Origin of the sequence: Planomonospora sp. ID91781, assembly GCF_015711595.1 — a bacterium.
GTDB classification, from domain to species: domain Bacteria; phylum Actinomycetota; class Actinomycetes; order Streptosporangiales; family Streptosporangiaceae; genus Planomonospora; species Planomonospora parontospora.
Genome location: NZ_JABTEY010000001.1, coordinates 1,724,326 through 1,750,211, shown reverse-complemented (window position 1 = coordinate 1,750,211; position 25,886 = coordinate 1,724,326). Strand labels below are relative to the sequence as shown.

Below are 25,886 nucleotides of genomic sequence, written 5' to 3'. Positions count from 1 at the left end.
GGATCCCCGTCCGGCCCGTATCTCCTGGCCGGACGCCGCGGATGAACCGTGGTCAAGCTATCGACTCCAGCTCGGCCAGTGCCCGCAGCCTGGCGAGCGCACGATGCTGGGCGACGCGAACCGCACCGGGTGACATACCGAGTACATTACCCGTCTCCTCGGCCGACAGGCCCGACACCACCCTGAGCATCAGCAGCTCGCGCTGGTTGTCCGGGAGGCGGGAGAGCAGCCGGCGCGCGTGCTCGGCCTCGATGTAGCGCACCACGGTCTCCTCCGGCCCCGGGCCCTCGTCGGGCCCGTCGGGGAGGTCCTGGGTCGGCACGGCCGAGCGCACCGAGCTGCGCAGCGCGTCGGCCACCTTGTGGGAGGCGATGCCGAAGACGAAGGACGCGAACGGGCGCCCCATGTCACGGTAGCGGGGCAGGGCGGACAGTACGGCGATGCACACTTCCTGGGCCACGTCGTCCGCAATGTGATATTGGCCGGAAACCCGGCCGAGGCGGGCGCGGCAATAGCGCACCACCATCGGGCGCAACTGCGCGAGCAAGGATTCGATCGCGGTGCGATCCCCCTGAACGGCGAGGCTCGTCAGATCCTTGAGATCGTCTTTGTGGACGACCCCGTCAGATCTCGTCGCAAGCCTTACCCCACTCTTGGCGTCGGCGACGCATCCCTCGGTCACGTAGGCATGATGCCCGCACTGATCGGACCTGTCGTCATGGCAAACGGCTACGGATTGGTCACATTGAGGCGGCGGCAGCGAACGGTAATCAACCGGCTACACTGAGATTTTTCACCTCGCCGGAAATTTCTGTGGATTGCCAAATATGTCGGTTATTCGTTATATGGCCCGCAAGCCGTAACACCGGCCGTGCCGGACCCTTTGCCGCACTTTCGGATTTCCCCGGAAAACGTACGGCCCGCACCCCGGGAGGGGTGCGGGCCGTACCGGGTCCTGACGGAGATCAGTGGCCGTGGCCGTGACCGTGGCCGTGACCGCCGGCGGCCGGGGCCTCCTCCTCGGGCTTGTCCACCACGAGGGCCTCGGTCGTCAGCAGCATGCCGGCGATGGAGGCCGCGTTCTGGACGGCCGAGCGGGTGACCTTGACCGGGTCGATGACGCCCTGGGCGATCAGGTCGCCGTACTCGCCGGTGGCGGCGTTGAGGCCGTGGCCGACGGAGAGCTCGGTGACCTTGGAGGTCACGACGTAGCCCTCGAGGCCGGCGTTCTCGGCGATCCAGCGGGCCGGCTCGATGAGCGCCTTGCGGACCACCGCGACACCGGTCGCCTCGTCGCCGGTGAGGTCCAGGTCGCCCAGGACCTTGGCGACGTGCACGAGCGCGGAGCCACCGCCGGAGACGATGCCCTCCTCGATCGCGGCGCGGGTCGCGGAGATGGCGTCCTCGAGGCGGTGCTTCTTCTCCTTGAGCTCCACCTCGGTGGCCGCGCCGACCTTCAGCACGCAGACGCCGCCGGAGAGCTTCGCGAGGCGCTCCTGGAGCTTCTCGCGGTCCCAGTCGGAGTCGGACTGCTCGATGGCGAGCTTGATCTCCTTGACGCGGTCCGCGATCGCCTGCGCGTCACCGGCGCCGTCCACGATCGTGGTGTTGTCCTTGGTGATCACGACGCGGCGGGCGGTGCCGAGCACCTCGGTGCCGACGTGCTCCAGCTTGAGGCCGACCTCCTCGCTGACGACCTGGCCGCCGGTGAGGATGGCCATGTCCTGCAGCATCGCCTTGCGGCGGTCGCCGAAGCCCGGCGCCTTGACGGCGACGGAGGTGAAGGTGCCGCGGATCTTGTTCGTCACCAGGACCGCGAGGGCCTCGCCCTCGACGTCCTCGGAGATGACGAGCAGCGGCTTCTTCGTCTGGGCGACCTTCTCCAGCAGCGGCAGGAAGTCCGCGACGGAGGTGATCTTGGCCTGGTGGATCAGGATGAAGGGGTCCTCCAGGACCGCTTCCATCCGCTCCTGGTCGGTCACCATGTAGGGCGACAGGTAACCCTTGTCGAACTGCAGGCCCTCGGTGAACTCCAGCTCCATGCCCATGGAGTTGGACTCCTCGACGGTGATGACACCGTCCTTGCCCACCTTGTCGAACGCCTCGGCGATCAGCTCACCGATCTTGGCGTCCTGCGCGGAGATCGTCGCGACGTGCGCGATCTCCTTCTTGTCCGCGACCGGGCGGGCGGACTCGATCAGCTTGTCGCTGACGGTCCTGGCCGCGAGGTCGATGCCGCGCTTGAGGGAGAGCGGCTGGGCCCCGGCGGCGACGTTGCGCAGACCCTCGCGGACCATCGCCTGGGCCAGGACGGTCGCGGTGGTCGTGCCGTCACCGGCGATGTCGTTGGTCTTGGTGGCGACCTCCTTGGCCAGCTGGGCGCCGAGGTTCTCGTACGGCCCCTCCAGCTCGACCTCACGCGCGATGGTGACACCGTCGTTGGTGATGGTCGGCGCACCGAACTTCTTGTCGATGACGACGTTGCGGCCACGCGGGCCGAGGGTCACCTTGACGGCGTCCGCCAGGGCGTTCACACCACGCTCGAGAGCGCGGCGCGCGTCCTCCTCGAAAGACAGGATCTTCGGCATGACAGTCCTCTCTGAAAGCACGTCGGCGCATCAAAGCCCCGGGCGCAGAGAGCGGCCCGGGGCTCGATACGTCATCTCAGGTGAAGCGTGAACTACTTCTCGATGATCGCGAGCACGTCACGGGCGGAGAGCACGAGGTACTCCTCGCCGCCGTACTTCACCTCGGTGCCGCCGTACTTGCTGTAGAGAACGATGTCGCCCTCGCTCACGTCGAGCGGGATGCGCTTCTCGCCCTCCTCGTCCCAGTTGCCCGGACCCACCGCGAGGACCTTGCCCTCCTGCGGCTTCTCCTTGGCGGTGTCCGGGATGACCAGACCGGAAGCGGTGGTCTGCTCTGCCTCGAGCGGCTGGACCACGATGCGGTCGCCGAGCGGCTTAACGGGAACCTTGGTGGCGGTCGTCACGTCGGACCTCCCCTTCAGATATGAATGATCTAGAAGAGGCGACCAGCGGTCTGCCGTCGCGGGTGCCAGACCTGACCTCGTCGCATGGATTGGCACTCTCAAGGGGAGAGTGCCAATACGGAACAGTATGCAAGGAGGCCTTGACAGTCAACACGAACCGCCCTGTCTGCGCTTCGGGCGAACGCCGCCGCCCTCCCGGCGCCCCGCGACCGGCGGTTCCACCCGTCCGGGCCGGCGACTCCTCCGCCCGCACCGGCGGCTCCCCGCATCGCGGACGATCCCCGCACCCGCACCCGCACCCGCACCCGCACCCGCACATCGTGCCGTCCCGCCATCCGCCACCGGACGGCATCCCGAACGGCGTCCCCGGAGAAATCGCGGGCGGAAAACACACCTCCCTTATCCGTCACCACAATCACCGGACGACCGGTTCACACATATGAAACACACGCGAACACCGGTCATGGGCCGGCGTACGGATTCACACCCTTTTCCCCGCGACAGGCATCCCCGGACCGTGCGACCTCCGAGTTTTCCTTCTGAACGGCAAAGATTCGACAAGACGAAACGATCCGGAGCCCCCGGAGCCCTCCACGGGTGAATTCCCGGGGCACCGCGGAGGTCCGGCGCCCCCGCCCGCACGGAACCCGGAGCCGCTCTCGCTCCGGCATGCCTCACATCACGACAAAGAAAGGCATATCCGCATCATGAAACCCGCCCCCATCCCTGACCGCGCCGCCCGGATCGGGGGAACATACGGGGAGACGACCGGGCACCGACGGGAATGTGACCTGATGACCACGAACGGTAACGGGAAAGACGCTACGGTGAACGACATGACCGGCACGATGAGCGACGCGTTGGCCACGGTACGCGACGCCGACTACCTGCTCGCCGACTGGCCGCACCCCCCGCCCGGCGGCTGGACGGCCGATGACCTCGACAACCTTCCCCAGGACGGGCCCCACGGCGAGCCGGGCTTCTTCAGACGCGTCGAACTCCTCGATGGAGCACTCATCTTCATATCCCCCCAGAAGCGCTTCCACGAACGACTGATCCGCGGGCTCACCGACCGCCTCGACGCCCAGGCTCCGGAGCACCTCGCCGCGGTCAGCCAGATGGACATAAAGATCAACAAGTTCCAGCGCCCCTGCCCGGACGTACTGGTGATCGATGCCCGCGTGGCCGACGACAACAGCCGGACGTCCTACACCCCCGCCGAAGTCCACCTGGCGGTCGAAGTGGTCTCACCCGAGTCGAAGTTCCGCGACCGCAAAATCAAGCCGGAACGCTACGCAGCGGCAGGAATCACTCATTTCTGGCTCATCGAAGATGAGAGCGACAAACCGGTCGTGTACGTGTACGAGCTCGACCCCACCACCCAGTCGTACGTCCCCACCGGCATCCATCATGGTCGGCTCTCCCTCGAAGTGCCCTTTCCCATCGATGTCGACCTGGTAGGCCTGCTGAGCCGGGGCGGCGCCTCCGGGTGATCGGTCGCGTCTCCCCGCGGGCATGAGGCGGTAGCGTCGGGCGGCGTGGACCTTGACGCATTCCGTGAGCTGCTGACGCCGCGCGGCCAGGAGGCCCTGGAGGCCGCGGCCGAGCTCGCCGGGGACGACCCCGTGGCGGCCGTGACCCGGCTCAGGAAGACCTACGACGCCGATCTCACCTCGGCGGCGCTCGGCCAGGCCGTGCTCAGGCGGCGGGCCCGGGAGAAGTTCGGCGCCGACGCCGACCTGATGTACTTCACCCCCCATGGCCTGGAGCAGGCCACCCGCCGCGAGGTCGCCGACCACCGCGCCCGGCGGATCCCCGCGGGCTCCCGGGTCGCCGACGTCTGCTGCGGCATCGGCGGCGACCTGCTCGCCCTGGCCAGGGCGGGCTGCACGGTGGAGGCCGTGGACGCCGACCCGCTCACCGCCGCCGTCGCCCGGGCCAACGCCGACGCCCTGGGGTTCGGCGACCGCGTCACGGTCCGCGCGGCCGGCGCCGACACGGTCGACCCGGCCGCCTTCGACGTGCTGTTCGCCGATCCGGCCCGCCGTACGGCGCGCGGCAGGACCTTCGACCCCCTGGCCTACTCCCCGGCCTGGCCCGAGGTGCTCCGGATGGTCGCCGCGGCCCGGGCGGCCTGCCTGAAGGTGGCCCCCGGCATCCCGTACGAGTTCATCCCCGCCGGGGCCGAGGCCGAGTGGGTCTCCCACCGGGGCGAGGTCAAGGAGGCCGTGATCTGGGCGGGCGCGCTGGCCGGCGAGGTGGAGCGGCGGGCCACGATGCTGCCGTCCGGCCTGACGATGACGCCCGGCGCCGGCCTCGGCCCGGCGGAGGTCGGCCCCATCGGCCGCTACGTCTACGAGCCGGACGGCGCGGCGATCCGGTCCCACCTCGTCGCGGAGGTCGCCGCGCTGGTCGGCGGGCGCCTGATCGACCCGCACATCGCCTACATCACCTCCGACGCCCTCGCGGAGACCCCGTGGGCGTCCCGCTACGAGGTGCACGAGGTGCTGCCGTTCTCGCTCAAGCGGCTGCGGGCGGTGCTCCGGGAGCGCGGCGTCGGGAACGTGACGATCAAGAAACGTGGATCCGCGGTCGACGTCGAGCGGCTCCGGAAAGACCTCCGCCTTTCCGGAAAGAAATTCACAACGGTTATTCTCACCCGAGTCATCGACAGGCCTTTTGTCCTTGTTTGCGACCCGTGCTGATCTGCCCGGAACCGTAAATCCGGGAAATCCGTCGACAATCGCGATCTTTTAAAGCCGGATTCGAAAAACCTTGATCCAGGCGCTATCGTTGCGCCCCGGGAGTCGTTCCCGTCAGCGGTTCGACCGCGTTTAACAACAGCCGGACCAATCCCACCGCGCGGCTGACCGTCGGCGAGTGAAGGAGCTTTTCGGTGGATCACTCCAATCAGACCCTGCTGCAGGCCGGCGGCCAGACCGCCATCTCCGACCGGATGCGGGAGCTCCTCGCCCGCGCCGCCCAGGACCACGTCTACGAGCAGCGCACGCAGGGTGCGGTGCTGGACGAGATCCGCCAGCGGCTCGAAGGCATGGAGTGGCTGCTGCGCGAGGTCAGGGAACGCGAGCTCGGCGGGCTGAACGGCACGCTGGAATCCGTCCACGGTCGCCTGGACGACATCGCCGTACGGCCTCCGACATGGGCGGAGGGACTCGCCCAGCACGTCGAGGCGGTCCGCGACCACGTCGACGCCGTCGGCGAGCGCGTCGGCTCGGTGGGGCAGCGGATCGACTCCGTGGGCCAGCGCATCGACACCGTCGGGGAGCGGGTCACCCCCGTCGAGGAGCTGCCGAGCCTCTGGGCCGACCTCGGCACCGTCGGCGAGAACATGGACGAGGCGCTCACCCGCCTCCAGTCGGTCCTCGACGGCACCAGAGGCGTCGGCGACCGGATGGACGAGTTCGCCGGGCGCCTCGGCCAGTTCCAGGAGAACATGGAGGCCGCGGCCGGCCGGTTCACCCGCCTGGACAAGTCGCTCACCGAGCTCTCCCAGCGCACCGAGCGCGTGGAGAACGGCCTGGCCGAGCTCGCGGCGGGGGTGCGGGAGTCCGTGGACGCCGCCGTCGGCCGCCTTCTCGACGCGATCGGGCAGGTGAGCGGGAAGGTCGAGCAGGCGGTGGTCCGGGTGGACGACCGGGTGGACGGCGTCGAGAGCCGCATCGACCGGGTCGACACCCGCCTGACCTCGGTGGACGGCCGCCTGGAGACCGCCGACGGCCGCCTGGCCGGGATCGGCGACCACCTGGCGGCGGTGGACGGCCGCCTGGTCTCGCTGGACGGCCGCCTGGCCTCGGTGGACGGCCGGCTGGAGACCACGGACGGCTGCCTGGCCGACATCGACGGCCGGATGAGCGGCGTCGAGACCCGTCTGGGCGGTGTGGACTCCCGCATCGCCTCGGTGGACGCCCGGATCGGCGAGACCGGCACCCGCCACGACGGCCGGCTGGACGGCCTCGACGAGCGCCTCGACGAGATCGAGGGCCGCGTCACGAGCCGGATCGACGTCGTCGACGCCCGCCTGTGCGCGCTGGACAGCCGCGCGGAGAAGGCCGGCGAGCAGCTGGAGGCCGTCGACGACCACGTCGAGGCCGTCAACCAGCGGGTCAGCCAGCTCCCCGCCACCCTCAACATCAGCGAGGTCCACAAGCGCGTCGGCGAGCTCATCTCCGCCCAGACCGACGGGCAGGAGCAGCGCTTCGACACCCTGGACGAGCGCCTGGCCCAGGCCGAGGCCGCCCTCGCCCCGCTGGCCGACATGCTCCGCGCCCAGCCCGACCGCGAGCAGCTCGCCGAGGCCCTCGGCGAGATCGTGGACCCCGTCCGCACCGACCTCACCCGCCGCCTCGGCGCGCTGGAGGAGACCATGCTCGCCCTGGCCGAGGCGCTCCTGCGGCCCACCCGCACGAAGGACTGACGTCCGGGCACCGCTTCCAGGCCCCGGTCCTCACGGTGGAGGACCGGGGCCTTCCGCTGCCGGAGGCCGGAGCCGCCGTCGGCGAGCCCGCAGGCGGGAGCGCTGAGAGCCCGCGGCAGAGGTGCGGCGCGCAGGCGGAAGCGCTGAGAGCCCGCGGCAGAGGGCGCAGGCCCCGTCGTCAGAGGCCGCAGGCCCCGTCGCCGGACATCGCCTCGGGGCAGACGTTCTCCCGCACCGTGTCCAGCAGCGAGAGCAGCGTCTCGACCTGTTCGGGGGTCAGCCCGCGGGTCATCCGGCGGTGGAGCTCCGCCGCGACCCGTTCCACCTCGGGACGGAGGGCGTCACCCGCCGGCGTCGTGCTCACGATGCTGATGCGGCGGTTGGCGGGGCAGGGGCTCCGGCTGACGAACCCGCTCCGCTCCAGGCGCTGCAGCATCTTGGTCATCGTGGACACGTCGATGCCGAGGATCCTGGCCAGCGCGTTCTGCGACTGCGGCCCGTTCTCCCACAGGGCGCTCAGGGCGCGGTCCTGCCCCGGGTAGAGGTCGATCTCCGCCAGCAGCGCGGCGAGCAGCACCCGGTGGCCCCGCGCCGTCTGGGCCATCATGCAGCTCAGCCCGTCGAGGCCCTCCGTGCCGCACGCCGTCGGATGGACCGCCCCCTCCACCGTCATCGGCTCCGCCATGTCGCCCCTCCCTTTCCCGGATCAGCCTACCGCTTGCATATTGGTCGACCAAGTTGTAGAACTAACCATTGGTCGGCCAAGTTGGTCGTCCAAGAAAGGAAGAGCCATGCCGTTCAGCGCCTTCGAACTCGGTCGCCTCCAGCTGCCCAGCCGCCTGGTGATGGCCCCCATGACCCGGTCCCGGGCCTATGTGGACGGGATCCCGTCCTCCCTCACCGCGCTCTACTACGCCCAGCGCGCGTCGGCCGGTCTGATCGTCACGGAGGGGATCCAGCCGAGCCCGGCCGGCAAGGGCTACATGAACACGCCGGGGCTGCACACCGACGAGCAGGTCGCGGGCTGGCGCGAGGTGACCGACGCCGTCCACGCGGCGGGCGGGCGGATCTTCGCCCAGCTCATGCACGCCGGCCGGATCGGCCATCCCGACAACACCGGCACGCTCCCCGTCGCGCCCTCGGCCGTGCCGGCCGCGGAGCAGATCTTCACCCCGAACGGCATGCAGGACCTCCCCGTCCCGGTGGAGCTGACCACCGCCGAGGTCGAGGCGACCGTGCAGGACTTCGCGGACGCCGCCCGGCGGGCCGTGGACGCCGGTTTCGACGGGGTCGAGCTGCACGGCGCCAACGGCTATCTCATCCACCAGTTCCTGTCGCAGAACGTCAACCTGCGCGACGACCGCTTCGGCGGATCCGTCGAGGGCAGGATCCGGTTCGCCGTGGAGACCGCCCGGGCGGTCGTGGAGGCGATCGGCGCGGACCGCGTCGGCATCCGCATCTCCCCCGCCACCGGCGTCCAGGGCATCGTGGAGGACGACGCCCACGTGGTCTACCCGGCGCTGCTGTCCGCCCTCGCCGAACTCGATCTCGTCTACGTGCACCATCTGGCGGGCGGGTCCGAGGAGATCGACGGGCGGATCCGCGACCTGTGGCCGAACGCGCTCATCGTCAACGACCCCTCGGCCGCCCACCCGGCCGAGGCCGCGGACCGGTGGCTGGGCCGGGGCGCGGACCTGGTGGCGCTGGGCAAGTACTTCCTGGCCAACCCCGACCTGCCGCTCCGCCTCCGTCTGGGCGCGCCGCTCAACGAGCCCGACTTCAGCACGGCCTTCGGCGGCGACCACCGCGGCTACACCGACTACCCGGCGCTCTCCCTCCACCCGGCCGGCGAGCCCGCCCTCGGCTGAGAGCGGGCTCCGGGGCGGAGCCGGCCCGGAGCCGGGACGGGAGCTCGGACGACGCGGAGGGCCCGCCGCGGACGGTCAGGTCACGGGCGGCCACACGGCTGGTCAGGTCACGGCCAGTCAGGTCACGACCGGTCGGAGGCGGGCGGTCGGAGGCGGGCGGTCGGCTCAGACGTGGACGGTGGTGATCGGCAGGGAGGAGTCGGCCGGGATGTCCAGCGGGGACGGGGACACCCCGGCGGCGACCAGGTCCGAGCCCAGAGCCGCCACCATGGCGCCGTTGTCGGTGCACAGGCCGGGACGGGGGACGCGCACCCGGACCCCCGCCGCCTCGCAGCGTTCCTGGGCCAGCGCCCGCAGCCGCGAGTTGGCCGCCACGCCGCCGCCGATCAGCAGGTCGGTGACCCCGTGCTCCCGGCAGGCCGCCAGGGCCTTGCGGGTCAGCACGTCGACCACGGCCTCCTGGAACGAGGCCGCCACGTCGGGCACGTGGACCGGCTCACCGGCCTTCTCCCTGGCCTCGACCCACCGGGCCACGGCCGTCTTCAGGCCGGAGAACGAGAAGTCCAGGGTCCCGTCGTCGTACTTGCCCCGGGGGAACGCCACGGCCGTGCCGGACCCCTCCCGGGCCACCCGGTCGATGTGCGGCCCGCCCGGGAAGGGCAGCCCGAGGACCCGGGCCACCTTGTCGAACGCCTCGCCTGCCGCGTCGTCCACCGTGGAGCCGAGCGGGATGACCTCCCGCGCCACGTCCGGTACCAGCAGCAGCGAGGAGTGCCCACCCGAGACGAGCATCGCGATGCACGGCTTGGGCAGGGCGCCGTGTTCGAGCTGGTCCACGGCCACGTGGGCGGCCAGGTGGTTCACCCCGTAGAGCGGCACGCCCATGCCCAGCGCGTAGGCCTTCGCCGCCGCCACGCCCACGAGCAGCGCCCCGGCCAGGCCGGGACCGGCGGTCACGGCGACCGCGTCGATGTCGGACAGGCGCAGGCCGGACTGCTCCAGGGCCCGCTCGACGGTCGGCGCCATCGCCTCCAGGTGCGCGCGGGAGGCCACCTCGGGGACGACTCCGCCGAAGCGGGCGTGCTCCTCGACGCTGGACGCGATCGTGTTGGCCAGCAGGGTGTGGCCCCGCACGATGCCGACGCCGGTCTCGTCGCAGGAGGTCTCGATCCCCAGGACCAGAGGTTCGTCACGCATTGAGATCCTTCTTCATCATGATCGCGTCGGTGCCGTCGGAGTAGTAGCCCCGGCGCAGGCCGATGCGCTCGAAACCGAACCGGTCGTAGACCGCCTGGGCCTCCGGGTTGTCGGCGCGGACCTCCAGGAAGACCGAGCGGGCGCCCCGCCGTACGGCCTCCGCCAGCAGCTCGGCCAGCATGGCGCCGCCGATCCCGGCCCTGCGGTGGCCCGCGGCGACGGCGATGGTCTGCACGTCGGCCTGGTCCCCCGCGGCGGCCAGGCCCGCGTAGCCGACGATCCTGCCGCCGGCCAGGGCCACCACGTAGTGCCGGGTCCGGGGCTGGTCGGCCAGCTCACCGCGGAGCATGCCCTCGCTCCACGCGTCGGCGGGGAAGGTCTCCCGTTCGAGCTCCATCACCGCGGGCAGGTCGTCGGCGGTCATCCGCCGGAGCACCGCGCCCCCGGCGCCTACGGCGAACCCGGTGCCCTCTCCGCTCCCGGCGCCCTCGGCGGATCCGGTGCCCTCGCCGCTCCCGATGTCCCCACCGTGGGCCGCACCCGTGCCGGGCCCCTCGCTCACCTGGTGACCTTCTTCGGCGCGGAGGGCACCTGGGCGTCGGGACGGCGCAGGTAGATCGGACGGGGCGGGCTCAGCACCGGGTGCGTGCCGGCCGCCACGACCTCCGCCAGGTCCGGCTGCCCCAGCTGGGCGACGGCCAGCGCGGCCAGCGCCCCCGCACCGGGGTACCCGGGCGCGTCGGCCAGCCGGGAGGCGCCGACGACCTCGGCGTACATCCGCGCGCCGGCGCCGACGACCGGCAGGTCGCCGGGCAGGTCCTGGGGCTTGTCCACCGCGGGCCCGGACAACCGGGTCCGCGCGTCGGCGTAGTGGCCCCAGAAGACCTCCCTGCGCCGGGCGTCGGTGGCGACCAGGAACGGCTCGGACAGGCCGCTGCCGTAGGCGAGGGCGTCGAGCGTGCACACGCCGTACGCGGGCACCCCCAGGGCGGTGGCCAGGGCCTGGGCGGTCACCAGGCCGACCCGCAGGCCGGTGTAGGGACCGGGGCCGGAGCCCGCCACGATCGTCGTGACGTCGGCGAGCGAGGCTCCGGCCTCCGCCATGACGCGTTCGATCGCGGGCACGAGCAGCTCGCCGTGGCGGCGCGCGTCCACGGTGGTCGACTCGGAGAGGACCCTCGTGCCGTCGTGCAGCGCTGCGGTGACGGCGGGGGTCGCGGTGTCAAAGGCCAGGACCAGCACGGTCGTCAAGCCTAGCCCGTCGTACGGCGCGGCCCGCACCGAAGACCGGATGCGGGCCCGCTGCCGGACCCCGGTGCGGGCCCGGCAGCGGCCCGTGCGCAGGTTCACGCGCAGGTCCTTGCGGAGGTGATCCGCCGGAGGGCCGCCCCTCCGGCGTCAGGTCCCGGGGTCGGCGGGCTTCACCAGGGTGGCGTAGACGATCACGTTGTCGGCGTACTCGTTCCGGTCCCAGTCGAACCGTCCGCCGCAGGTGATCAGGCGCAGGCCGTCCTCCACGTAGACCTTGTCCGCGGGGAAGTCGTTCTTGGAGACCTGCTCGATGGAGTCGACGCGGTACTGGGCGGTCCGGCCGTCGCTCCGCGCGACCTTGATGACCTGGCCCTCGCGCATGTTCTTGAGCTTGTAGAAGACGGCGGGGGCGTCCTTGGTGTCGACGTGCCCGAGGATGACCGCGGGCCCCTCGTCGCCGGGGACCGCGGTGCCGGTGACCCAGCCGGCGACGTCCGGCTTCTCGTACGGCGGCAGCTCGACCTCTCCGTCGGTCACGCCGAGCTTCATCAGCGGCGCCTTGACGCCGAGCGACGGGATCTCCAGGCGGCTGGGCACCACCTTGGCCCGCACGGGCTCGTCGTCCTCGGTGCCGCCCTTGCCGAACGCGACCATGACGGCGCCGGTGAGGACTCCGGCCACGATGATCCGTGACCAGCGGGGGGAATCGGCCATCGAGACCTACGAACGGCGGCGCCGCACGACCGCGAAGCCGACGCCGCCCGCCAGGGCCGCCGCCAGCAGCAGACCGGTGGTCCCCATCGGCATGCCCGAGTCGTCCGGTCCGCCGGCCGCGGTGCCGCCGCCGCCGGTGTGCGGGGCCTTGGTGCTGACGGGCTTGCGGGTCGTGGTCGGCTTGGCGCTGGGCGTGCTGTCCGCCACGATCCGCAGGTCGGCCGTACCGGTGTCGTTGGTCCCCTCGCACCGGGCGTTGACGTCGTAGACGCCGGGCTCGACGCCGTCGGCGATCGTGGCCTGCCCGCGGACCCAGGGGCGGGGCGTGGGCGTCGCGGTGCCCTCGGGGGCGGGGGTGGGCGTCACCAGGATGGGGTCGAGCGTGACGGGGGTGCGGAAGATCTCCGAGGAGGCGGTGCCGCGGTGCTCGGGGCCGCCCTGGGGGATCGGGCAGTTCGCCAGCACCCAGACCTTGTCACCCGCCTCGGCCCGGGCGGGCTGGAGCTGGATCTCGATGTCGACCCGGCCGGCCCCCGTCGCGGAGGCGGCGGGCGAGGAGGTCGCCGCGGCGTTCTCCGTCTCCGGCTCGGCCGTGCAACCGGTCATCCCGATCAGGGCGATGGCCCCGAGAACAGCGACACGCTTGACCCTTGGCACCGTCGCACTCCACTCCGCAGTCCGGCCGACGACCCTCGGCTGACACGACTTCCCGCCTGCTCCCCATTAAACATGGGCAAGCGCGTCAGAGTCGATCATCGGACATGATGATCTATACCAAGTGGGAGGGAACCGTCTCCCAGCGGGCACCGATCCCGCGGAGCCGTACCGTGCGCTCGTCGTCCGCCTCCCCCCGGTCGATCCGGATCTCCAGCCGGTCCTCGGTGAGCCCCTCGACCAGGCCCTCGCCCCACTCGACGAGCGTGACCGAGTCCTCCAGCGAGGCGTCCAGGTCCAGGTCGTCGACCTCCAGGTCGCCGCCGAGCCGGTAGGCGTCCACGTGCACGAGGGCGGGGCCGTCCACCAGCGAGGGGTGCACCCGGGCGATCACGAAGGTCGGCGAGGTGATCGGGCCGCGCACCTTGAGCCCTTCGCCGATGCCCTGGACCAGGGTCGTCTTGCCCGCGCCCAGCGGGCCGGAGAGCACCGCCAGGTCCCCCGGCCGCAGCAGTCCGGCCAGCTCCGCGCCCAGCTCCCGCATCTCCTCGGCGGTCGCCACGATCCTCACCGCTCACTCCCCTCTGCTCACATCGCGCCTCTGCCCGTGCCGGGCCGCTGCCCATGTCGCGTCTCTGCCAGTGCCGGGCCGCCGCCCGTCCACGTCCGGCCGTTCCCCGGCGGACCGGTCCCTCCCGGACCGGAGGCTACTGCTCCGCGGCGTCCTCGGCGTCCGCCGCCACCCGCTTCAGCAGGTCGCGCAGCGCGTCGTTGACCGCGCCCGGCCGCTCCAGCTGCACCAGGTGCGAACTGTCCGGCACCTCGGTGTACCACGCGCGAGGCAGGGCCGCGGCCATCGCCTTGCTGTGCTCCACCGGCGTCAGCCAGTCGCCGTCGCCGACCACGATGGAGGTCGGCACGCCGTCCAGGACGCCCAGCGCGCTCAGTTTGTCGTGCGACATCAGCGCCGGATAGAAGTCCGCGATCACCTCGAAGGGGGTCGAGCGGATCATCGACTCGACGAAGTCGACCACGGTGGGGCTGACGTTCTCGGAGTCGCCGAAGCCCAGGTGGCGCAGGACCAGGAAGGCCACGTCACTGCCGGCCTGACGGCCCTTGTCCACCAGCGAGCCCCGGCGGCCGAGCAGCGCCACCGTGCTCGGAGTGATCATGTGCACCGCCTTGGAGAGCAGCGCGGGCAGGCCCAGCGAGACCTCGGCCAGCTTGCCGGCGGAGGTGGAGATGAGCGACACGCCCTTGATCCGGTCGCCGAACAGCTCGGGATGCCGGTCCGCGAGCGCCATGATCGTCATGCCGCCCATGGAGTGGCCGACGAGCACGCACGGCCCCGGGGCCAGTTCCTGGACGACCTCGTACAGGTCCTCGCCCAGCCGGTCGATCGTGGAGTCGTCGACCCGGGTGCGCTGCGAACGCCCGTGGGAGCGCTGGTCCCACAGCACCAGGCGGTAGGAGTCGCGCAGGTCGCGGCGCTGGTAGTGCCAGGAGTCCAGGTTGAGCGTGTAACCGTGGCAGAGCACCACGGTCAGCGGGGCGTCCTCGGGCCCGTCGACCTCGGCGTGCAGGAAGACGCCGTCGGAGGTCGTGATCGTGACGGGTCTGCCGCGCAGCTCGCCCAGCGGCTCGCTCGCCTCCAGGTCGGGACGGAGCCTGATCCTGCCCACGGCGTACCGCTTGGCGAACGCGGCCGCCGCCACTCCGGCGGACGCCGCACCGAAGACCGCACTCGCGATCCCGACCCTGCGTCGTGTCGTGGTAGCCATCGCGCACCCCCTTTACCGGTAAACGCGCGGTACGCGTGAACCGATCCCGGTCACGATCTCATACGTGATCGTGCCGAGGGAATCCGCCCATTCCTGCGCGGTCGGCTCGCCCCGCGAACCGTCGCCGAACAGGACCACCTCGTCTCCCTCCGTCACCGGGTCGTCTCCCACGTCGATCACGAACTGGTCCATGCAGACCCGACCGGCGATCCGCCGCCGGCGGCCTCCCGCGAGCACCTCCGCCCGGTTGGTGGCGTGCCGAGGGATGCCGTCCGCATACCCGAGGGGGACAAGGCCAAGCGTGGTTTCACAATCTGTGACATAAAGGTGCCCATAGGACACTCCGGAACCCTCCGGCACCCTCTTGACCAGCGCGAGCCTCGCCACCAGCGTCATCGCCGGGCGAAGCCCGAAATCCCCCAGCTCCGGGATCGGGCTCAGGCCGTAGACCGCGATGCCCGGCCGGACCATGTCGTAGCGGGCGCGCGGGACCGCCAGCGCCGCCGCGGAGTTGGCGATGTGCCGGATGACGTGCGAACCCCCCGCCCCCGCCTTCTCCGCCACGGCCAGCGCCTCGTCGAAGGCGTCGAGCTGGGCCGCGACGGACGGGTGGCCCGGGATGTCGGCGCAGGCGAGGTGCGACCAGAGACCGGTGATCTCCACCGTCCCCTCCGCCTGCCGGGCCAGCGCCCGGTCCAGCAGGGCGGGCCAGTCCGCGGCGGTCGCGCCGCCGCGGCCGTTGCCGGTGTCGGCCTTCAGGTGCACCCGGGCCGGGCGCCCGGCCCGGCCCGCCGCCTCCGCGATCTCGTCCACCAGCCACGGCGCGCCCGCGGCCAGCTCCACGTCCCGCGCCACGGCCTCCTCCAGCGGCTCCCCCGGCGGGATGAGCCACGACAGGACCGGCGCGGTGACGCCCTCGGCCCGCAGCGCCAGAGCCTCCCGGACGGAGGCGGTGCCGAGCCGGTCGGCGCCGCCCTCCAGGGCCGCCCGCGCGCAGGCCGCCATGCCGTGCCCGTAGCCGTCCGCCTTGACCGTGGCCATGACCTGGGCACCGGACGCCCCGTCCCGCAGCAGCGCGGCGTTCGCCCGGATCGCCGAGAGGTCCACCCGCGCCTCGGCAGGGGTCATCGGGAAGCTCATCCTTCCAGTCTGGCAGCTCCGTCCTCGTGCCGGAGCCCGTTCAGCACCCGCCTCACCGCGCCCGGAAGCGCCTCCGCGACGTCCCCGGCGGCCAGCGGCCCGTCCTGCCCGGCGACGCCGTGCAGGTACGCCGCGCACGAGGCCGCGTCGTAGCAGTCCAGCCCGGCCGCCAGCAGTGCGCCCGCGAGCCCGGCCAGCACGTCGCCGGTGCCGCCGGTGGCCAGCCAGGGGCTGCCGGTCGGGTTGACCCGGACCGGCCGTCCCTCCTGCGCGACCAGCGTGGTCGACCCCTTCAGCAGCACGGTCGCGCCCAGCTCCGCGGCGGCCCGCCGCACGTGCTCCAGCCGCCGCTCCTCGATCCGCGCCCGGTCCACGCCCAGCAGCCGGGACAGCTCTCCCGCGTGCGGGGTGAGCAACGTCGGGGCGTCGCGCCGGAGCAGCGACCGGTCCTCGGCGAGCAGCGTCAGGCCGTCGGCGTCCACCAGCACCGGGAGATCGCCCGCCAGCACCGACCGGGCCACCGCGAACGCGTCCGCGTCCGTGCCGAGCCCGGGCCCGAGCACCCAGGCCTGCACCCGGCCCACCCCGCCGACCCCCTCGCCCGGAGCCAGTTCGGTGACCACGGCCTCCGGCCAGCGGGCCCGCACCCCGGCCACCGGCTCGGCCGCGCCCGCGTACCGCACCATCCCGGCCCCGCCGCGGACCGCGCCCCCCACGCACAGCACCGCCGCGCCCGTGTAGCGGCGGCTCCCGGCCACGATCCCGACGACCCCCCGGCGGTACTTGTCGGACCGGGCGTCCGGCCTCGGCAGCAGCAGCGCGACGTCCCCGGCGGTCAGCGCGGCCACACCGGCGTCCGGCAGGTACGGCTCCAGCCCGATGCCGACCGGCTCCAGCCGGCCCGCGTACCCCGCACCCGGATCGACCAGCAGCCCGGCCTTGAGTGCCCCGAAGGCGACCGTGACGTCCGCCCGGACCGCCTCCCCCTCGACCCGCCCGTCGTCCGCGTCCACCCCGCTCGGCACGTCCACCGCGACGACGGGGCAGGCGGCGCCGGCGGTGATCCGCGCCAGCGTCGCGTACGGCTCCCGCAACGCCCCCGTCCCGCCGATGCCGACCAGCCCGTCCACGACCAGATCCGCCGCCCCGGCCAGCGCCCGGACCCGCTCGAACCGGCCGTCGAGCACCCGGCCGCCGGCCCGGCGCAGGGCCGCCAGCCCGGCCGAGTGCACCCGCGACCCGGCCAGGACCGCGTCCACCCGCGCGCCGCGGGCCGCCAGCCGGGCCCCGGCGTACAGGGCGTCGCCGCCGTTGTCGCCGCCGCCCACCAGCAGCACGACGCGCGTGCCGTACACCCGGCCGGCCGTGCCGCCGAGCGTCCGGGCGCAGACCGCCGCCAGCCCGGCGGCCGCGCGTTCCATCAGCGTGCCCTCGGGCAGCGTCGCCATCAGCGCCGCCTCGGCCGCCCTGATCTGGTCGGAGGTGTATGCCGTCCGCATTCCGCCCAATCTACGGGGCCCGGCCCTCCGCGATCACGTAGGCGACCGCGACGCCCCCGTCGTGGGTCAGCGAGACGTGCCAGCGGACCACGCCCAGGATCGCGGCGACCTCGGCGGCCCGGCCGGTCACCCGCAGCTCCGGACGGCCGTGCTCGGCGGTCACCACCTCGGCCTCCACGTGGAGCAGCCCGGGCGGGGCCCCCAGCGCCTTGGCGACGGCCTCCTTGGCCGCGAACCGCGCGGCCAGGGACTCCAGCCGCAGCTCGCGCTCCCGCTCGGTGAACAGCCGCGTCCGCAGCGCGGGCGTCCGCTCCAGCGTCGCCCCGAACCTGGCCACGTCCACGACGTCCACACCGATCCCCACGATCACCCGCCCAGGCTAACCGGCCCCCGGGAGGCTCCCGCCCGGTTTCCCCCGCCCCCGGCCCGCTGACCGCCGCGTACCCGGCCGCCGTACCGGTCCGGCCCTGCCGTCCCCGACCGGTACGGCGGACCGGGTCGCGGCCGCCCGCCCTTCGGCCGGGCGGCGGTGCCGGGCGCTAGAAGCCGCCGCGCCGCCAGGGGCCCCAGATCGCGTAGCTGACGCCCTGGGAGGACTGCACGTTGACGTAGAGGGTGTGGCCGCCGGGACCGAAGGTGGAGCCGGCGAACTCGGCGCCGGCGTCGCCCGCGACGGGGGCCAGCCGGGCGAAGTCGAAGACCTCGCCGTGCCGGGTCAGGCCGCGCAGGTAGTTGTCACCGCCTCCGTCCTCGCACAGCACCAGGGTGCCCCGCGGGCTGGTGGTGACGTTGTCGGGGAGGTCGAGGACGACCGAACCGGGGGACTCGTAGACCAGCCGCAGCAGGCCGCTCCACGTCTCGTACGCCCAGACCTGCCCCCGTCCCTTGCCGAACCCGCCGGGCGGGCTGTCGCCGGAGGCGGTCGCGCCGCCCTGGGTGGAGACGAAGTAGATCGTGCCGTGGTGGTGGACCGCCCCCTCCAGCCGGGAGAACAGCGCCGCGCCCCGGGCCCGCCCCTGGTTCCCGACGGCCTGGATCGCGGTGTCGTTGCCCGGCCTGCCGGTGAATTCCGGGTCGGGGTCCTCGATGTCCACCCAGGAGGTCCGGTAGCGGGCCCCGGAGGGCTGCCCGAGCGAGAGGTCCCTGCCCGGCTCGCCCCGTACGGCGAGCATCTGGAGCCGGCCGCCGTCCAGGATCCGCCCGGCGCGCAGCGGATGCCTCGGCGGCAGGTAGCGGTAGAAGCCCGAGGCGAAGGCGAAGTTGTCCTCGGTGAGGTAGACCGCCCCGCTCGACGGGTCGAACGCGGCCGACTCGTGCGCGAACCGCCCGGCGCTCCTGATCGGCCCGCCCGCCCGGCCGTCGAGCGGCACCTCGAAGATGTAGCCGTGCCGGCGCTGAAGCCTGGTGTTGTCCTGGCCGGTGAAGTCGTCGCCGACGTCCGGCCCGTTGACGGTCTCCTCGCAGCTCACCCAGGCGCCCCAGGGCATCGGCCCGCCGGAGCAGTTCATCTGGGTCCCGGTCAGGCTGGGCCCGGACCGGAGCACCCGGCCGTCGCGGGTGACCTGGAGCGTCGCCGTGCCCCCGCCCGCCGCCGGGTCGTAGGCCTTCGCCGGGTCGCCGAACGCCCCGACCGGACCGTTGACCTCGTGGTTGCGGACCAGGATCGCGGTCCCGCGCGGCCCCCGGAACGCGGCCATGCCGTCGTGCCTGCCGGGCGTGGCCGTGCCGTCGGTGAACGCCTCGCCGGCCGGGTTGAACGAGCGGTACCGGAACCCCTCCGGCAGGTGCAGCCGGACCGCGCCGTCCCGCTCGTCGGGGACCGGGGTCAGCGGCCCGTACCCGCCCCCGGGACGGAGCTCCCCGTTCCGCCCCGCCCGGGCGACCCCGGCGAACGGACCGGCCGCCCCTGCCACGGTGAGGGCTGTTCCGGCGAGGAAACGACGACGGTCCATGGCGCGACTCCCTGGGTCCGGAGGGTTCACGCCACGTTAATCCCGAGTCATCGGCCGGTCATAGGGCACATGTCGACAATCGGCCGGGGCGGCCGGGAAACCCGGCGGAGCCCGGCGGCGGGGCGTGCCCGACCGGTCAGTAGGCTTTCGGACCATGGCAGGTGGGTGGGACGCGGCGGTGCCGTACGTGGAGCTGAGCCGGGAGCAGTGGAGCGAGCTCCGCAAGAACACTCCCCTCACGCTCACCGAGGACGAACTGGAGGAGCTCCGGGGCGTCGACGACCCGATCGACCTGGCCGAGGTGACCGACGTCTACCTGCCGCTGACCCGGCTGCTCAACCTGCACTTCACCGGGGCCAGGCAGCGCAACGCCGCGGTCAACACCTTCCTCGGCGCCGGCCGGGAGCCCGCGCCGTACATCCTCGGCATCGCCGGGAGCGTCGCGGTCGGCAAGTCCACCACCGCCCGGCTCCTGCACACCCTGCTGGCCCGCTGGCCGGAGCACCCACGGGTCGAGCTGATCACCACCGACAGCTTCCTGTACCCGAACAGGGTCCTCGCCGAGCGGGACATCATGCACCGCAAGGGCTTCCCGGAGAGCTACGACCGGCGGGCCCTGGTCAGGTTCGTGGCCGACGTCAAGGCGGGGCTGCCCGAGGTGACCGCGCCGGTCTACAGCCATCTGGAGTACGACATCGTGCCGGGCGCCGTGCAGACCGTGCGCCGGCCGGACATCCTCATCGTCGAGGGCCTCAACGTCCTGCAGCCCGCCCCGCCGACCGCGCTGGCGGTCAACGACTACTTCGACTTCTCGATCTACGTGGACGCCAAGGTCGAGCACATCCGCGACTGGTACGTGGACCGCTTCCACAAACTCCGCCGAACCGCCTTCGAGGACCCCAAGTCCTACTTCCGGCACCTGGCCGAGATGTCGGACGCGGAGGCCACCGCGTTCGCCAGGGACATCTGGCGCGACATCAACGAGCGCAACCTCGTCGAGAACATCGCCCCCACCCGGGGCCGCGCCGGCCTCGTGCTCCGCAAGGGCGCCGACCACTCGATCAGCCGGGTACGGCTGCGCCGCGTCTGACCCCTGCCCGGATCAGGGTTCTCCCCGACCTTACGGACGAGGGTCGGGTCGTCCGGACGGCCGAGGCGGCGGCGGCCCCCGGCGGATATCGTCCGATCATGACTATCCTCGCCACCGAGGGGCTCAGCAGGCGATTCCCCCGGGTGACGGCACTCGACCGGCTCACCGTCACCGTGGGTCCCGGGGTGACCGGACTGGTCGGCGCCAACGGCGCGGGCAAGTCCACGCTCATCAAGATCCTGCTGGGCCTGCTCGAACCCTCCGAAGGGGCCGCGCAGGTGCTCGGCATGGACGTGACGGCGCAGGGTGCCGAGATCCGCCGGGTCGTGGGCTACATGCCCGAGCACGACTGCCTGCCCCCCGACCTGTCCGCCACCGAGTTCACCGTGCACCTGGCCCGGATGTCCGGGCTGCCGCGCACCGCCGCCCGTGAGCGCGCCGCCGACGTGCTGCGCCACGTGGGGCTGTACGAGGAGCGCTACCGCGCGATGGGCGGCTACTCCACCGGCATGAAGCAGCGGGTCAAGCTGGCCCAGGCCCTCGTGCACGACCCGAAGCTGGTCTTCCTGGACGAGCCCACCAACGGGCTCGACCCGCAGGGCCGCGACGAGATGCTCGCCCTGATCCGCCGGATCGGCACCGAGTTCGGGATCAGCGTGCTGGTCACCTCCCACCTCCTCGGCGAGCTGGAGCGGATCTGCGACCACGTCATCGTGATCGACGGCGGCACGCTGCTGCGCTCCTCCGCCATCTCCGAGTTCACCCAGACCACGCGGACCGTCACGGTCGAGGTCGAGGAGGGCCGGGACGTGCTCGCCGCGCACCTGGCCGGACTGGGTGAGACCGTCACCGCCGCGGGCCGCACGCTCCTCGTCGAGGTGCGCGCCCCGGAGACCTACGACACCGTCCGCGACGCCGTCTGCGACCTCGACCTCAGCCTCATCCGCATGGAGCAGGGCCGCCAGCGCATCGAGGACGTCTTCAGGGAGCCCGCCGATGTCTGACCTCTCACCCGGGACCCCGAGCCTCGGCGGCGCCCCCGCGGGCGTCATCCACGACATCGGGTACCGCCACTACGACGGCCCGCGCACCGGCCGCGGACCCGCCACCGCGGCGCTGGCGGTGCACACCCTGCGCGGGGTCTTCGGCCTCGGCCGCCCGGCCCGCGCGAAGATCATCCCCTTCCTGCTGGTGGGCACCATGATGCTGCCGGCCGTGGTCTCCATCGCGGTCATGGCGGTGGCCAAGCAGAAGATGGCCGGCTACACCGAGTACGCGGTCATCATGCAGGCCGTGCTCGCGATCTTCCTCGCCGCGCAGGCGCCGTACACCGTGGCGCCCGACCTGCGCTTCCGCGTGCTGCCGCTCTACCTGTCGCGCCCGGTGACGCTCTGGGACTACGTCGGGGCGAAGCTGGCCGCGATGACGGCCGCGATGCTCCTGCTGCTGGCCGTACCGCTGACCACGCTGTTCATCGGGGAAATGGTGGTGGACCTGCCCGGTCCCCCGGACACCGGCGGCTACCTGACGAGCATGGCGGGCGCCGTCTGCTACGCGGTGCTGCTGGCCTGCGTCGGGGTGGCGGTCGCCTCGTTCACCCCCCGGCGCGGCCTCGGCGTCGCCGCGGTCATCGCGCTCTACCTGCTCGCCTCCGGCGTCTCGACCGTCGTCGCCGCGGTGATGGAGTCGGTCAACGACTACGACGCCGCCGCCTGGGCCTGGCTGATCAACCCGTTCTTCCTCGTGGACGCGGCCGTCCAGGTCGGGATCTTCGGCGCCGAGCCCTCCGCCCCCGGTTCCTACCCGACCGGGATCGGCGTGGCGGCCGCGATCACGATCATGCTCGGGCTGATCGCACTCTCGGTGACCGCCCTGGTCATCCGCTACCGGAAGGCGGCCTCGCGATGAACATCGAACTGGCCCAGGTCTCCCGCTGGTACGGCAACGTGGTGGCGGTAAACGACGTCACCATGACCATCGGCCCCGGCGTCACCGGCCTGCTCGGTCCCAACGGCGCGGGCAAGTCCACCCTGCTGCACATGATGGCCGGTTTCCTCGCCCCCTCGGGCGGGACCGTGACCCTCGACGGCACCGCGATCTGGCGCAACCACGACGTCTACCGCTCGATCGGCCTGGTGCCCGAGCGCGAGGCCGTCTACGGCTTCCTCACCGGCAGGCAGTTCGTGCTCTCCAGCGCCAGGCTCCACCGCCTGCCCGACCCGGAGGGCGCCGCGGGCAAGGCGCTGGCGCTGGTCGAGATGGAGGCCGCCGCCGACCGCAGGATCGAGACCTACTCCAAGGGCATGCGCCAGCGGGTGAAGGTCGCCGCGGCGCTGGTGCACGACCCCGCGGTGCTCCTGCTGGACGAGCCGTTCAACGGCATGGACCCGCGCCAGCGCATGCACCTGATGGACCTGGTCCGCTCCATGGGAGCGGAGGGCAGGACCGTCCTGTTCAGCTCGCACATCCTGGAGGAGGTGGAGCGGGTCGCCCAGCACATCGAGGTCCTGGTCGCCGGCCGGCACGCCGCCTCCGGCGACTTCCGCGAGATCCGCCGCCGGATGACCGACCGGCCGCACCTGTTCCGGGTCCGCTCCAGCGACGACCGCCGCCTTGCCTCGGCCCTGATCGCCGACGCCTCCGCCGGGTCCGTCTCCCTCACCGAGGCCGGCCTGGAGGTCCACGCGGTGGACTTCCGGCGCTTCACCCGGCTGCTGCCCCGCCTGGCGCGGGACGCGGACGTGCGGATCTGGCAGGTCTCCCCGGCCGACGAAGACCTGGAGAGCGTCTTCTCCTACCTGATCAACAGGAGCAGCTGACATGAACGGTGTCATCGCCGAGATCTCCTACCGGGCGCTGCTCGGCCGCCGCCGGGTCTGGCTGCTCGTGCTGCTCCCCGCGGTGCTGCTCGCCCTGGCCGTCCTGCTGCGCGTGGTCGACGCAGGCGGGGAGCGGGCCGCGGTCATGCTCCTGCAGACCTTCGCCGTCGGCACCATGCTGCCGCTGCTGGGCCTCATCGCGGGCACCGGTGTGATCGCCCCGGAGATCGACGACGGGACGGTCGTCCACCTGCTGGCCAAGCCGATCTCCCGGCCGGTGATCGCGCAGACCAAGTTCCTGGTCGCCGCCTCGGTCGTCGCGGTCTTCGCCGCCGTGCCGACCTTCGCCGCCGCCTACCTGCTGATCGGCCTGGAGTCCGGGGTGGCGTCCGGCTTCGCCCTGGGCGCCCTGATCGGGGGCGTCGCCTACGCGGCGGTGTTCATGCTGCTGGGCACGGTCACCCGGCACGCGGTCACGATCGGCATCGCCTACGCGGTGATCTGGGAGGGCGTGGTGGGCAACTTCGTCCCCGGCGCCCGCCGGTTCTCCATCCAGCAGTGGGCCCAGACGGTGGCCGACCAGGTGTCGTCGTCCGCCTTCCTCACCACCGAGATCACGCTCGGCTTCGCCGCGGCGGCCCTGCTGCTCGTCACGGCCGGAGCCGTCGTCTGGGCGGGACAGCGCCTGCGGAGCTTCTCGCTCACCGGCGACGAGTGATCCGTCGTCTGGGCGGGACAGCGCCTGCGGGGGTTTCTCGCCTGGCGAGTGAGCCGTACGGCCCCTCGGCCGGCTCGCCGCCGCTCGCGCACCGGCGACGGGTGAGCCCCACGCCCTCTCGGGCGGTTCGTCGCCCGAGGGGCGATCGGCCCGGTTTGGTTAACATGCGCAGATGCGGGCGACGATGGCGGCACTGGCGGGCCGTGCGGGCAGGACGAGCCCTCACACGGTGGACGCGGTGCTCGCCGTCGCGCTCACCGCGTTCACGCTGATCTGGGAGGCGAACGACCGCAGCGGCGGATGGCGGGGGCCGGACGCGGTATCCGCCGCGCTGACCTGCGCGGCCAATCTCCCCGTCGCCGTGCGCAGGCGGGCCCCGCTGACCGTGCTGCTCGGCTGCGTCGCCGCCGCCGCGGTCCACCACGCGCTGGGCTACCGGCCCAGCGCGGACAACTTCTCCTGCCTGTTCGCCCTCTACACCGTCGTCGTCCAGCGCCCGCTGCCGGCCGTACTCGCCGGAGCGGGCCTGGCGACGGCGCTGTGGTGGTGGGCCGGGGTCATGGCCGCGGACGGCGCGGTGCTGCTCAACGCCGCCCAGGGGCTGGCCTTCTCGGTGGCCACCTGCACGTTCGGACTGGGCAACCGCAGACTCGCCGATCGCAACCGGCGCCTGGCCGAGCTGACCGAGCAGCTCCGGCAGGAACAGGAGGACCGCGAACGGCGGGCGGTCACCCGGGAGCGGGTGCGGATCGCCCGCGAGCTGCACGACATCGTGGCCCATCACATCTCGGTGATGTCGGTACAGGCCGGCCTCGGTTCCTACGTCGTGGACTCCGACCCCCGGACGGCCCGGGAGGCGCTGACCACGATCGCCGACACCGGGCGTGAGGCCATGGAGGAACTGCGCCGCCTGCTGTCCCTGCTCCGCGTCGACGGCGGCGGCAGCGGTGACAACGACGGCGGCAGCGGCAGCAGCAGCAGCGGTGACAACAGCGGCGACGGCGAGAAGTACGCCTCCGCACCCGGGGTCGGGCGGCTGGGCCCGCTCGCCGAACGGCTGAGGGCCGCCGGCGTGCCGGTGGACATGCGGATCACCGGCGAACCGCGACCCCTGCCGCCGGGGCTGGATCTGTGCGCCTACCGGATCGTCCAGGAGTGCCTCACCAACGTGCTCAAGCACGCCGGCCCCGCGCGGGCCGAGGTCACCCTGGCCTACGGCGCGGACGAACTGACGGTGCGCGTCGCCGACGACGGCCGCCCGCCCGCCCGGCCCGGGGCGTCCCGCGGGCACGGCCTGGTCGGCATGGCCGAACGCGTCAAGCTGTACCGGGGGACGATCGGTCACGGCCCCCGGCCGGACGGCGGCTTCGAGGTCGTGGCAGCGTTCCCGCTGGCGCCCGCCTCCGGGGGAAGCCGGTCCGCGACCCCTTGACGGCAGGACTCGCATCCGGTGACGGCACTCGTCGTCGGCGGTCGGCGTCCTGCCCGTACCGGCCGCACCGGTCCACGCGGTCCCCCGACCCGGACCAGTGGACGAGGCCGCCGGCGAAGAGGTGACCGGGGACATCGCGGCGGCCGCCACCGCCCGGTTGAAGCGAGCCGGTTACCGCGCCGGTTGCACACCGGCTCATGACTACCGTCAAAGTCACGGTGAATGTCAATCCCATGATGGATGTGCGAGTTGATCTACCTACGGTTTCCTTGCGGCATCACTCACCCGCCCGCGGCGGGCCTCGCGAGGCTTGAAGCCGTATGCGAGCCCATGCGGAGCACGCA

At 72.6% G+C, this 25,886-nt stretch carries 25 protein-coding genes; 10 read left to right on the top strand and 15 right to left on the bottom strand.

The window, feature by feature from the left end; all coding sequences use genetic code 11:
- Positions 1-52: 52 nt before the first annotated feature.
- The 3 genes from HS048_RS08230 to groES all read right to left on the bottom strand — a co-directional run bounded on the left by HS048_RS08230 (position 53) and on the right by groES (position 2,992).
- The gene (locus HS048_RS08230) at positions 53-592 is read right to left on the bottom strand and encodes a sigma-70 family RNA polymerase sigma factor (RefSeq protein WP_230881286.1); all 540 of its coding nucleotides are present in this window, start codon (positions 590-592) and stop codon (positions 53-55) included.
- A 373-nt stretch (positions 593-965) separates the two neighbouring features.
- Positions 966-2,588: a chaperonin GroEL gene (gene groL, locus HS048_RS08225; RefSeq protein ID WP_068896588.1), complete on the bottom strand. Its 1,623-nt coding sequence runs from the start codon at positions 2,586-2,588 to the stop codon at positions 966-968.
- A gap of 92 nt (positions 2,589-2,680) precedes the next feature.
- The gene (groES, locus tag HS048_RS08220) at positions 2,681-2,992 is read right to left on the bottom strand and encodes a co-chaperone GroES (RefSeq protein ID WP_068896587.1); all 312 of its coding nucleotides are present in this window, start codon (positions 2,990-2,992) and stop codon (positions 2,681-2,683) included.
- Positions 2,993-3,786: 794 nt separating this feature from the next.
- On the opposite strand from groES, the gene HS048_RS08215 reads away from it, so the two are divergent.
- The 3 genes from HS048_RS08215 to HS048_RS08205 all read left to right on the top strand — a co-directional run bounded on the left by HS048_RS08215 (position 3,787) and on the right by HS048_RS08205 (position 7,427).
- On the top strand, positions 3,787-4,485 hold the full coding sequence (locus HS048_RS08215; protein ID WP_196466595.1) for a Uma2 family endonuclease: 699 nt from the start codon (positions 3,787-3,789) through the stop codon (positions 4,483-4,485).
- 45 nt (positions 4,486-4,530) lie between these two features.
- Positions 4,531-5,697 carry a class I SAM-dependent methyltransferase gene (locus HS048_RS08210; RefSeq protein WP_068896586.1) on the top strand — a complete coding sequence of 389 codons (1,167 nt, stop codon included), beginning with the start codon at positions 4,531-4,533 and terminating at the stop codon, positions 5,695-5,697.
- Between the two features lie 191 nt (positions 5,698-5,888).
- Positions 5,889-7,427: a hypothetical protein gene (locus HS048_RS08205; protein ID WP_068896585.1), complete on the top strand. Its 1,539-nt coding sequence runs from the start codon at positions 5,889-5,891 to the stop codon at positions 7,425-7,427.
- Between the two features lie 178 nt (positions 7,428-7,605).
- Here HS048_RS08205 and HS048_RS08200 read toward each other — a convergent pair whose 3' ends face one another.
- Positions 7,606-8,112, bottom strand: a complete 507-nt coding sequence (locus HS048_RS08200; RefSeq protein WP_196466594.1) for a MarR family winged helix-turn-helix transcriptional regulator — start codon at positions 8,110-8,112, stop codon at positions 7,606-7,608.
- 106 nt (positions 8,113-8,218) lie between these two features.
- On the opposite strand from HS048_RS08200, the gene HS048_RS08195 reads away from it, so the two are divergent.
- Positions 8,219-9,295, top strand: a complete 1,077-nt coding sequence (locus tag HS048_RS08195) for an alkene reductase (protein WP_068896583.1) — start codon at positions 8,219-8,221, stop codon at positions 9,293-9,295.
- Positions 9,296-9,460: 165 nt separating this feature from the next.
- Here HS048_RS08195 and tsaD read toward each other — a convergent pair whose 3' ends face one another.
- The 11 genes from tsaD to HS048_RS08140 form a co-directional block, all read right to left on the bottom strand.
- Positions 9,461-10,492 (bottom strand): tRNA (adenosine(37)-N6)-threonylcarbamoyltransferase complex transferase subunit TsaD, encoded by a 1,032-nt coding sequence (gene tsaD, locus HS048_RS08190; protein ID WP_068896582.1) that lies wholly within the window; start codon positions 10,490-10,492, stop codon positions 9,461-9,463.
- Entirely contained in the window at positions 10,485-11,054 is a 570-nt protein-coding gene (gene rimI, locus HS048_RS08185) for a ribosomal protein S18-alanine N-acetyltransferase (protein ID WP_374058755.1), read from the bottom strand. The genes tsaD and rimI overlap by 8 nt, the downstream gene beginning before the upstream one ends.
- Positions 11,051-11,734, bottom strand: coding sequence for a tRNA (adenosine(37)-N6)-threonylcarbamoyltransferase complex dimerization subunit type 1 TsaB (tsaB, locus tag HS048_RS08180; RefSeq protein WP_068896722.1), 684 nt, complete (start codon positions 11,732-11,734; stop codon positions 11,051-11,053). Before tsaB ends, rimI begins: the two co-directional genes overlap by 4 nt.
- A 156-nt stretch (positions 11,735-11,890) precedes the next feature.
- Complete coding sequence (locus HS048_RS08175; protein WP_068896581.1) at positions 11,891-12,457, bottom strand: class F sortase; 567 nt, start codon at positions 12,455-12,457, stop codon at positions 11,891-11,893.
- 6 nt (positions 12,458-12,463) lie between these two features.
- Positions 12,464-13,063, bottom strand: a complete 600-nt coding sequence (locus HS048_RS08170) for a hypothetical protein (protein WP_068896580.1) — start codon at positions 13,061-13,063, stop codon at positions 12,464-12,466.
- Between the two features lie 163 nt (positions 13,064-13,226).
- Positions 13,227-13,682 carry a tRNA (adenosine(37)-N6)-threonylcarbamoyltransferase complex ATPase subunit type 1 TsaE gene (tsaE, locus tag HS048_RS08165; protein ID WP_068896579.1) on the bottom strand — a complete coding sequence of 152 codons (456 nt, stop codon included), beginning with the start codon at positions 13,680-13,682 and terminating at the stop codon, positions 13,227-13,229.
- 136 nt (positions 13,683-13,818) lie between these two features.
- Positions 13,819-14,892 carry an alpha/beta fold hydrolase gene (locus HS048_RS08160; protein ID WP_068896578.1) on the bottom strand — a complete coding sequence of 358 codons (1,074 nt, stop codon included), beginning with the start codon at positions 14,890-14,892 and terminating at the stop codon, positions 13,819-13,821.
- A 12-nt stretch (positions 14,893-14,904) separates the two neighbouring features.
- Positions 14,905-16,032, bottom strand: a complete 1,128-nt coding sequence (alr, locus tag HS048_RS08155) for an alanine racemase (RefSeq protein WP_068896577.1) — start codon at positions 16,030-16,032, stop codon at positions 14,905-14,907.
- The gene (locus HS048_RS08150) at positions 16,029-17,531 is read right to left on the bottom strand and encodes an NAD(P)H-hydrate dehydratase (protein ID WP_196466593.1); all 1,503 of its coding nucleotides are present in this window, start codon (positions 17,529-17,531) and stop codon (positions 16,029-16,031) included. Before HS048_RS08150 ends, alr begins: the two co-directional genes overlap by 4 nt.
- 10 nt (positions 17,532-17,541) lie before the next feature.
- Positions 17,542-17,901, bottom strand: coding sequence for a holo-ACP synthase (locus tag HS048_RS08145; protein ID WP_068896575.1), 360 nt, complete (start codon positions 17,899-17,901; stop codon positions 17,542-17,544).
- 169 nt (positions 17,902-18,070) lie between these two features.
- The gene (locus tag HS048_RS08140) at positions 18,071-19,483 is read right to left on the bottom strand and encodes an alkaline phosphatase PhoX (RefSeq protein ID WP_068896574.1); all 1,413 of its coding nucleotides are present in this window, start codon (positions 19,481-19,483) and stop codon (positions 18,071-18,073) included.
- Between the two features lie 154 nt (positions 19,484-19,637).
- Between HS048_RS08140 and coaA the strand changes: the two genes are divergently transcribed.
- The 6 genes from coaA to HS048_RS08110 all read left to right on the top strand — a co-directional run bounded on the left by coaA (position 19,638) and on the right by HS048_RS08110 (position 25,542).
- Positions 19,638-20,573: a type I pantothenate kinase gene (gene coaA / locus HS048_RS08135; protein WP_191893961.1), complete on the top strand. Its 936-nt coding sequence runs from the start codon at positions 19,638-19,640 to the stop codon at positions 20,571-20,573.
- Positions 20,574-20,671: 98 nt separating this feature from the next.
- Positions 20,672-21,577 (top strand): ABC transporter ATP-binding protein, encoded by a 906-nt coding sequence (locus HS048_RS08130; RefSeq protein ID WP_068896573.1) that lies wholly within the window; start codon positions 20,672-20,674, stop codon positions 21,575-21,577.
- Positions 21,570-22,481: an ABC transporter permease gene (locus HS048_RS08125; RefSeq protein ID WP_196466592.1), complete on the top strand. Its 912-nt coding sequence runs from the start codon at positions 21,570-21,572 to the stop codon at positions 22,479-22,481. The genes HS048_RS08130 and HS048_RS08125 overlap by 8 nt, the downstream gene beginning before the upstream one ends.
- Positions 22,478-23,392, top strand: a complete 915-nt coding sequence (locus tag HS048_RS08120) for an ABC transporter ATP-binding protein (protein ID WP_068896571.1) — start codon at positions 22,478-22,480, stop codon at positions 23,390-23,392. Before HS048_RS08125 ends, HS048_RS08120 begins: the two co-directional genes overlap by 4 nt.
- Before the next feature lies 1 nt (position 23,393).
- A complete protein-coding gene (locus HS048_RS08115; protein WP_068896569.1) occupies positions 23,394-24,110 on the top strand; it encodes an ABC transporter permease subunit in 717 nt (238 codons plus the stop codon).
- A 172-nt stretch (positions 24,111-24,282) separates the two neighbouring features.
- A complete protein-coding gene (locus tag HS048_RS08110) occupies positions 24,283-25,542 on the top strand; it encodes a sensor histidine kinase (protein WP_196466591.1) in 1,260 nt (419 codons plus the stop codon).
- The last annotated feature ends 344 nt before the right edge of the window (positions 25,543-25,886 follow it).

Bases quoted from the DNA above. Each gene is read 5' to 3' on its own strand.
- groL (WP_068896588.1), bottom strand. From the start codon at position 2,588: ATGCCGAAGATCCTGTCTTTCGAGGAGGACGCGCGCCGCGCTCTCGAG.
- HS048_RS08215 (WP_196466595.1), top strand. From the start codon at position 3,787: ATGACCACGAACGGTAACGGGAAAGACGCTACGGTGAACGACATGACC.
- HS048_RS08200 (WP_196466594.1), bottom strand. From the start codon at position 8,112: ATGGCGGAGCCGATGACGGTGGAGGGGGCGGTCCATCCGACGGCGTGC.
- HS048_RS08195 (WP_068896583.1), top strand. From the start codon at position 8,219: ATGCCGTTCAGCGCCTTCGAACTCGGTCGCCTCCAGCTGCCCAGCCGC.
- tsaD (WP_068896582.1), bottom strand. From the start codon at position 10,492: ATGCGTGACGAACCTCTGGTCCTGGGGATCGAGACCTCCTGCGACGAG.
- HS048_RS08175 (WP_068896581.1), bottom strand. From the start codon at position 12,457: ATGGCCGATTCCCCCCGCTGGTCACGGATCATCGTGGCCGGAGTCCTC.
- HS048_RS08170 (WP_068896580.1), bottom strand. From the start codon at position 13,063: ATGACCGGTTGCACGGCCGAGCCGGAGACGGAGAACGCCGCGGCGACC.
- HS048_RS08160 (WP_068896578.1), bottom strand. From the start codon at position 14,892: ATGGCTACCACGACACGACGCAGGGTCGGGATCGCGAGTGCGGTCTTC.
- alr (WP_068896577.1), bottom strand. From the start codon at position 16,032: ATGAGCTTCCCGATGACCCCTGCCGAGGCGCGGGTGGACCTCTCGGCG.
- HS048_RS08150 (WP_196466593.1), bottom strand. From the start codon at position 17,531: ATGCGGACGGCATACACCTCCGACCAGATCAGGGCGGCCGAGGCGGCG.
- HS048_RS08140 (WP_068896574.1), bottom strand. From the start codon at position 19,483: ATGGACCGTCGTCGTTTCCTCGCCGGAACAGCCCTCACCGTGGCAGGG.
- coaA (WP_191893961.1), top strand. From the start codon at position 19,638: ATGGCAGGTGGGTGGGACGCGGCGGTGCCGTACGTGGAGCTGAGCCGG.
- HS048_RS08130 (WP_068896573.1), top strand. From the start codon at position 20,672: ATGACTATCCTCGCCACCGAGGGGCTCAGCAGGCGATTCCCCCGGGTG.
- HS048_RS08125 (WP_196466592.1), top strand. From the start codon at position 21,570: ATGTCTGACCTCTCACCCGGGACCCCGAGCCTCGGCGGCGCCCCCGCG.
- HS048_RS08120 (WP_068896571.1), top strand. From the start codon at position 22,478: ATGAACATCGAACTGGCCCAGGTCTCCCGCTGGTACGGCAACGTGGTG.
- HS048_RS08115 (WP_068896569.1), top strand. From the start codon at position 23,394: ATGAACGGTGTCATCGCCGAGATCTCCTACCGGGCGCTGCTCGGCCGC.
- HS048_RS08110 (WP_196466591.1), top strand. From the start codon at position 24,283: ATGCGGGCGACGATGGCGGCACTGGCGGGCCGTGCGGGCAGGACGAGC.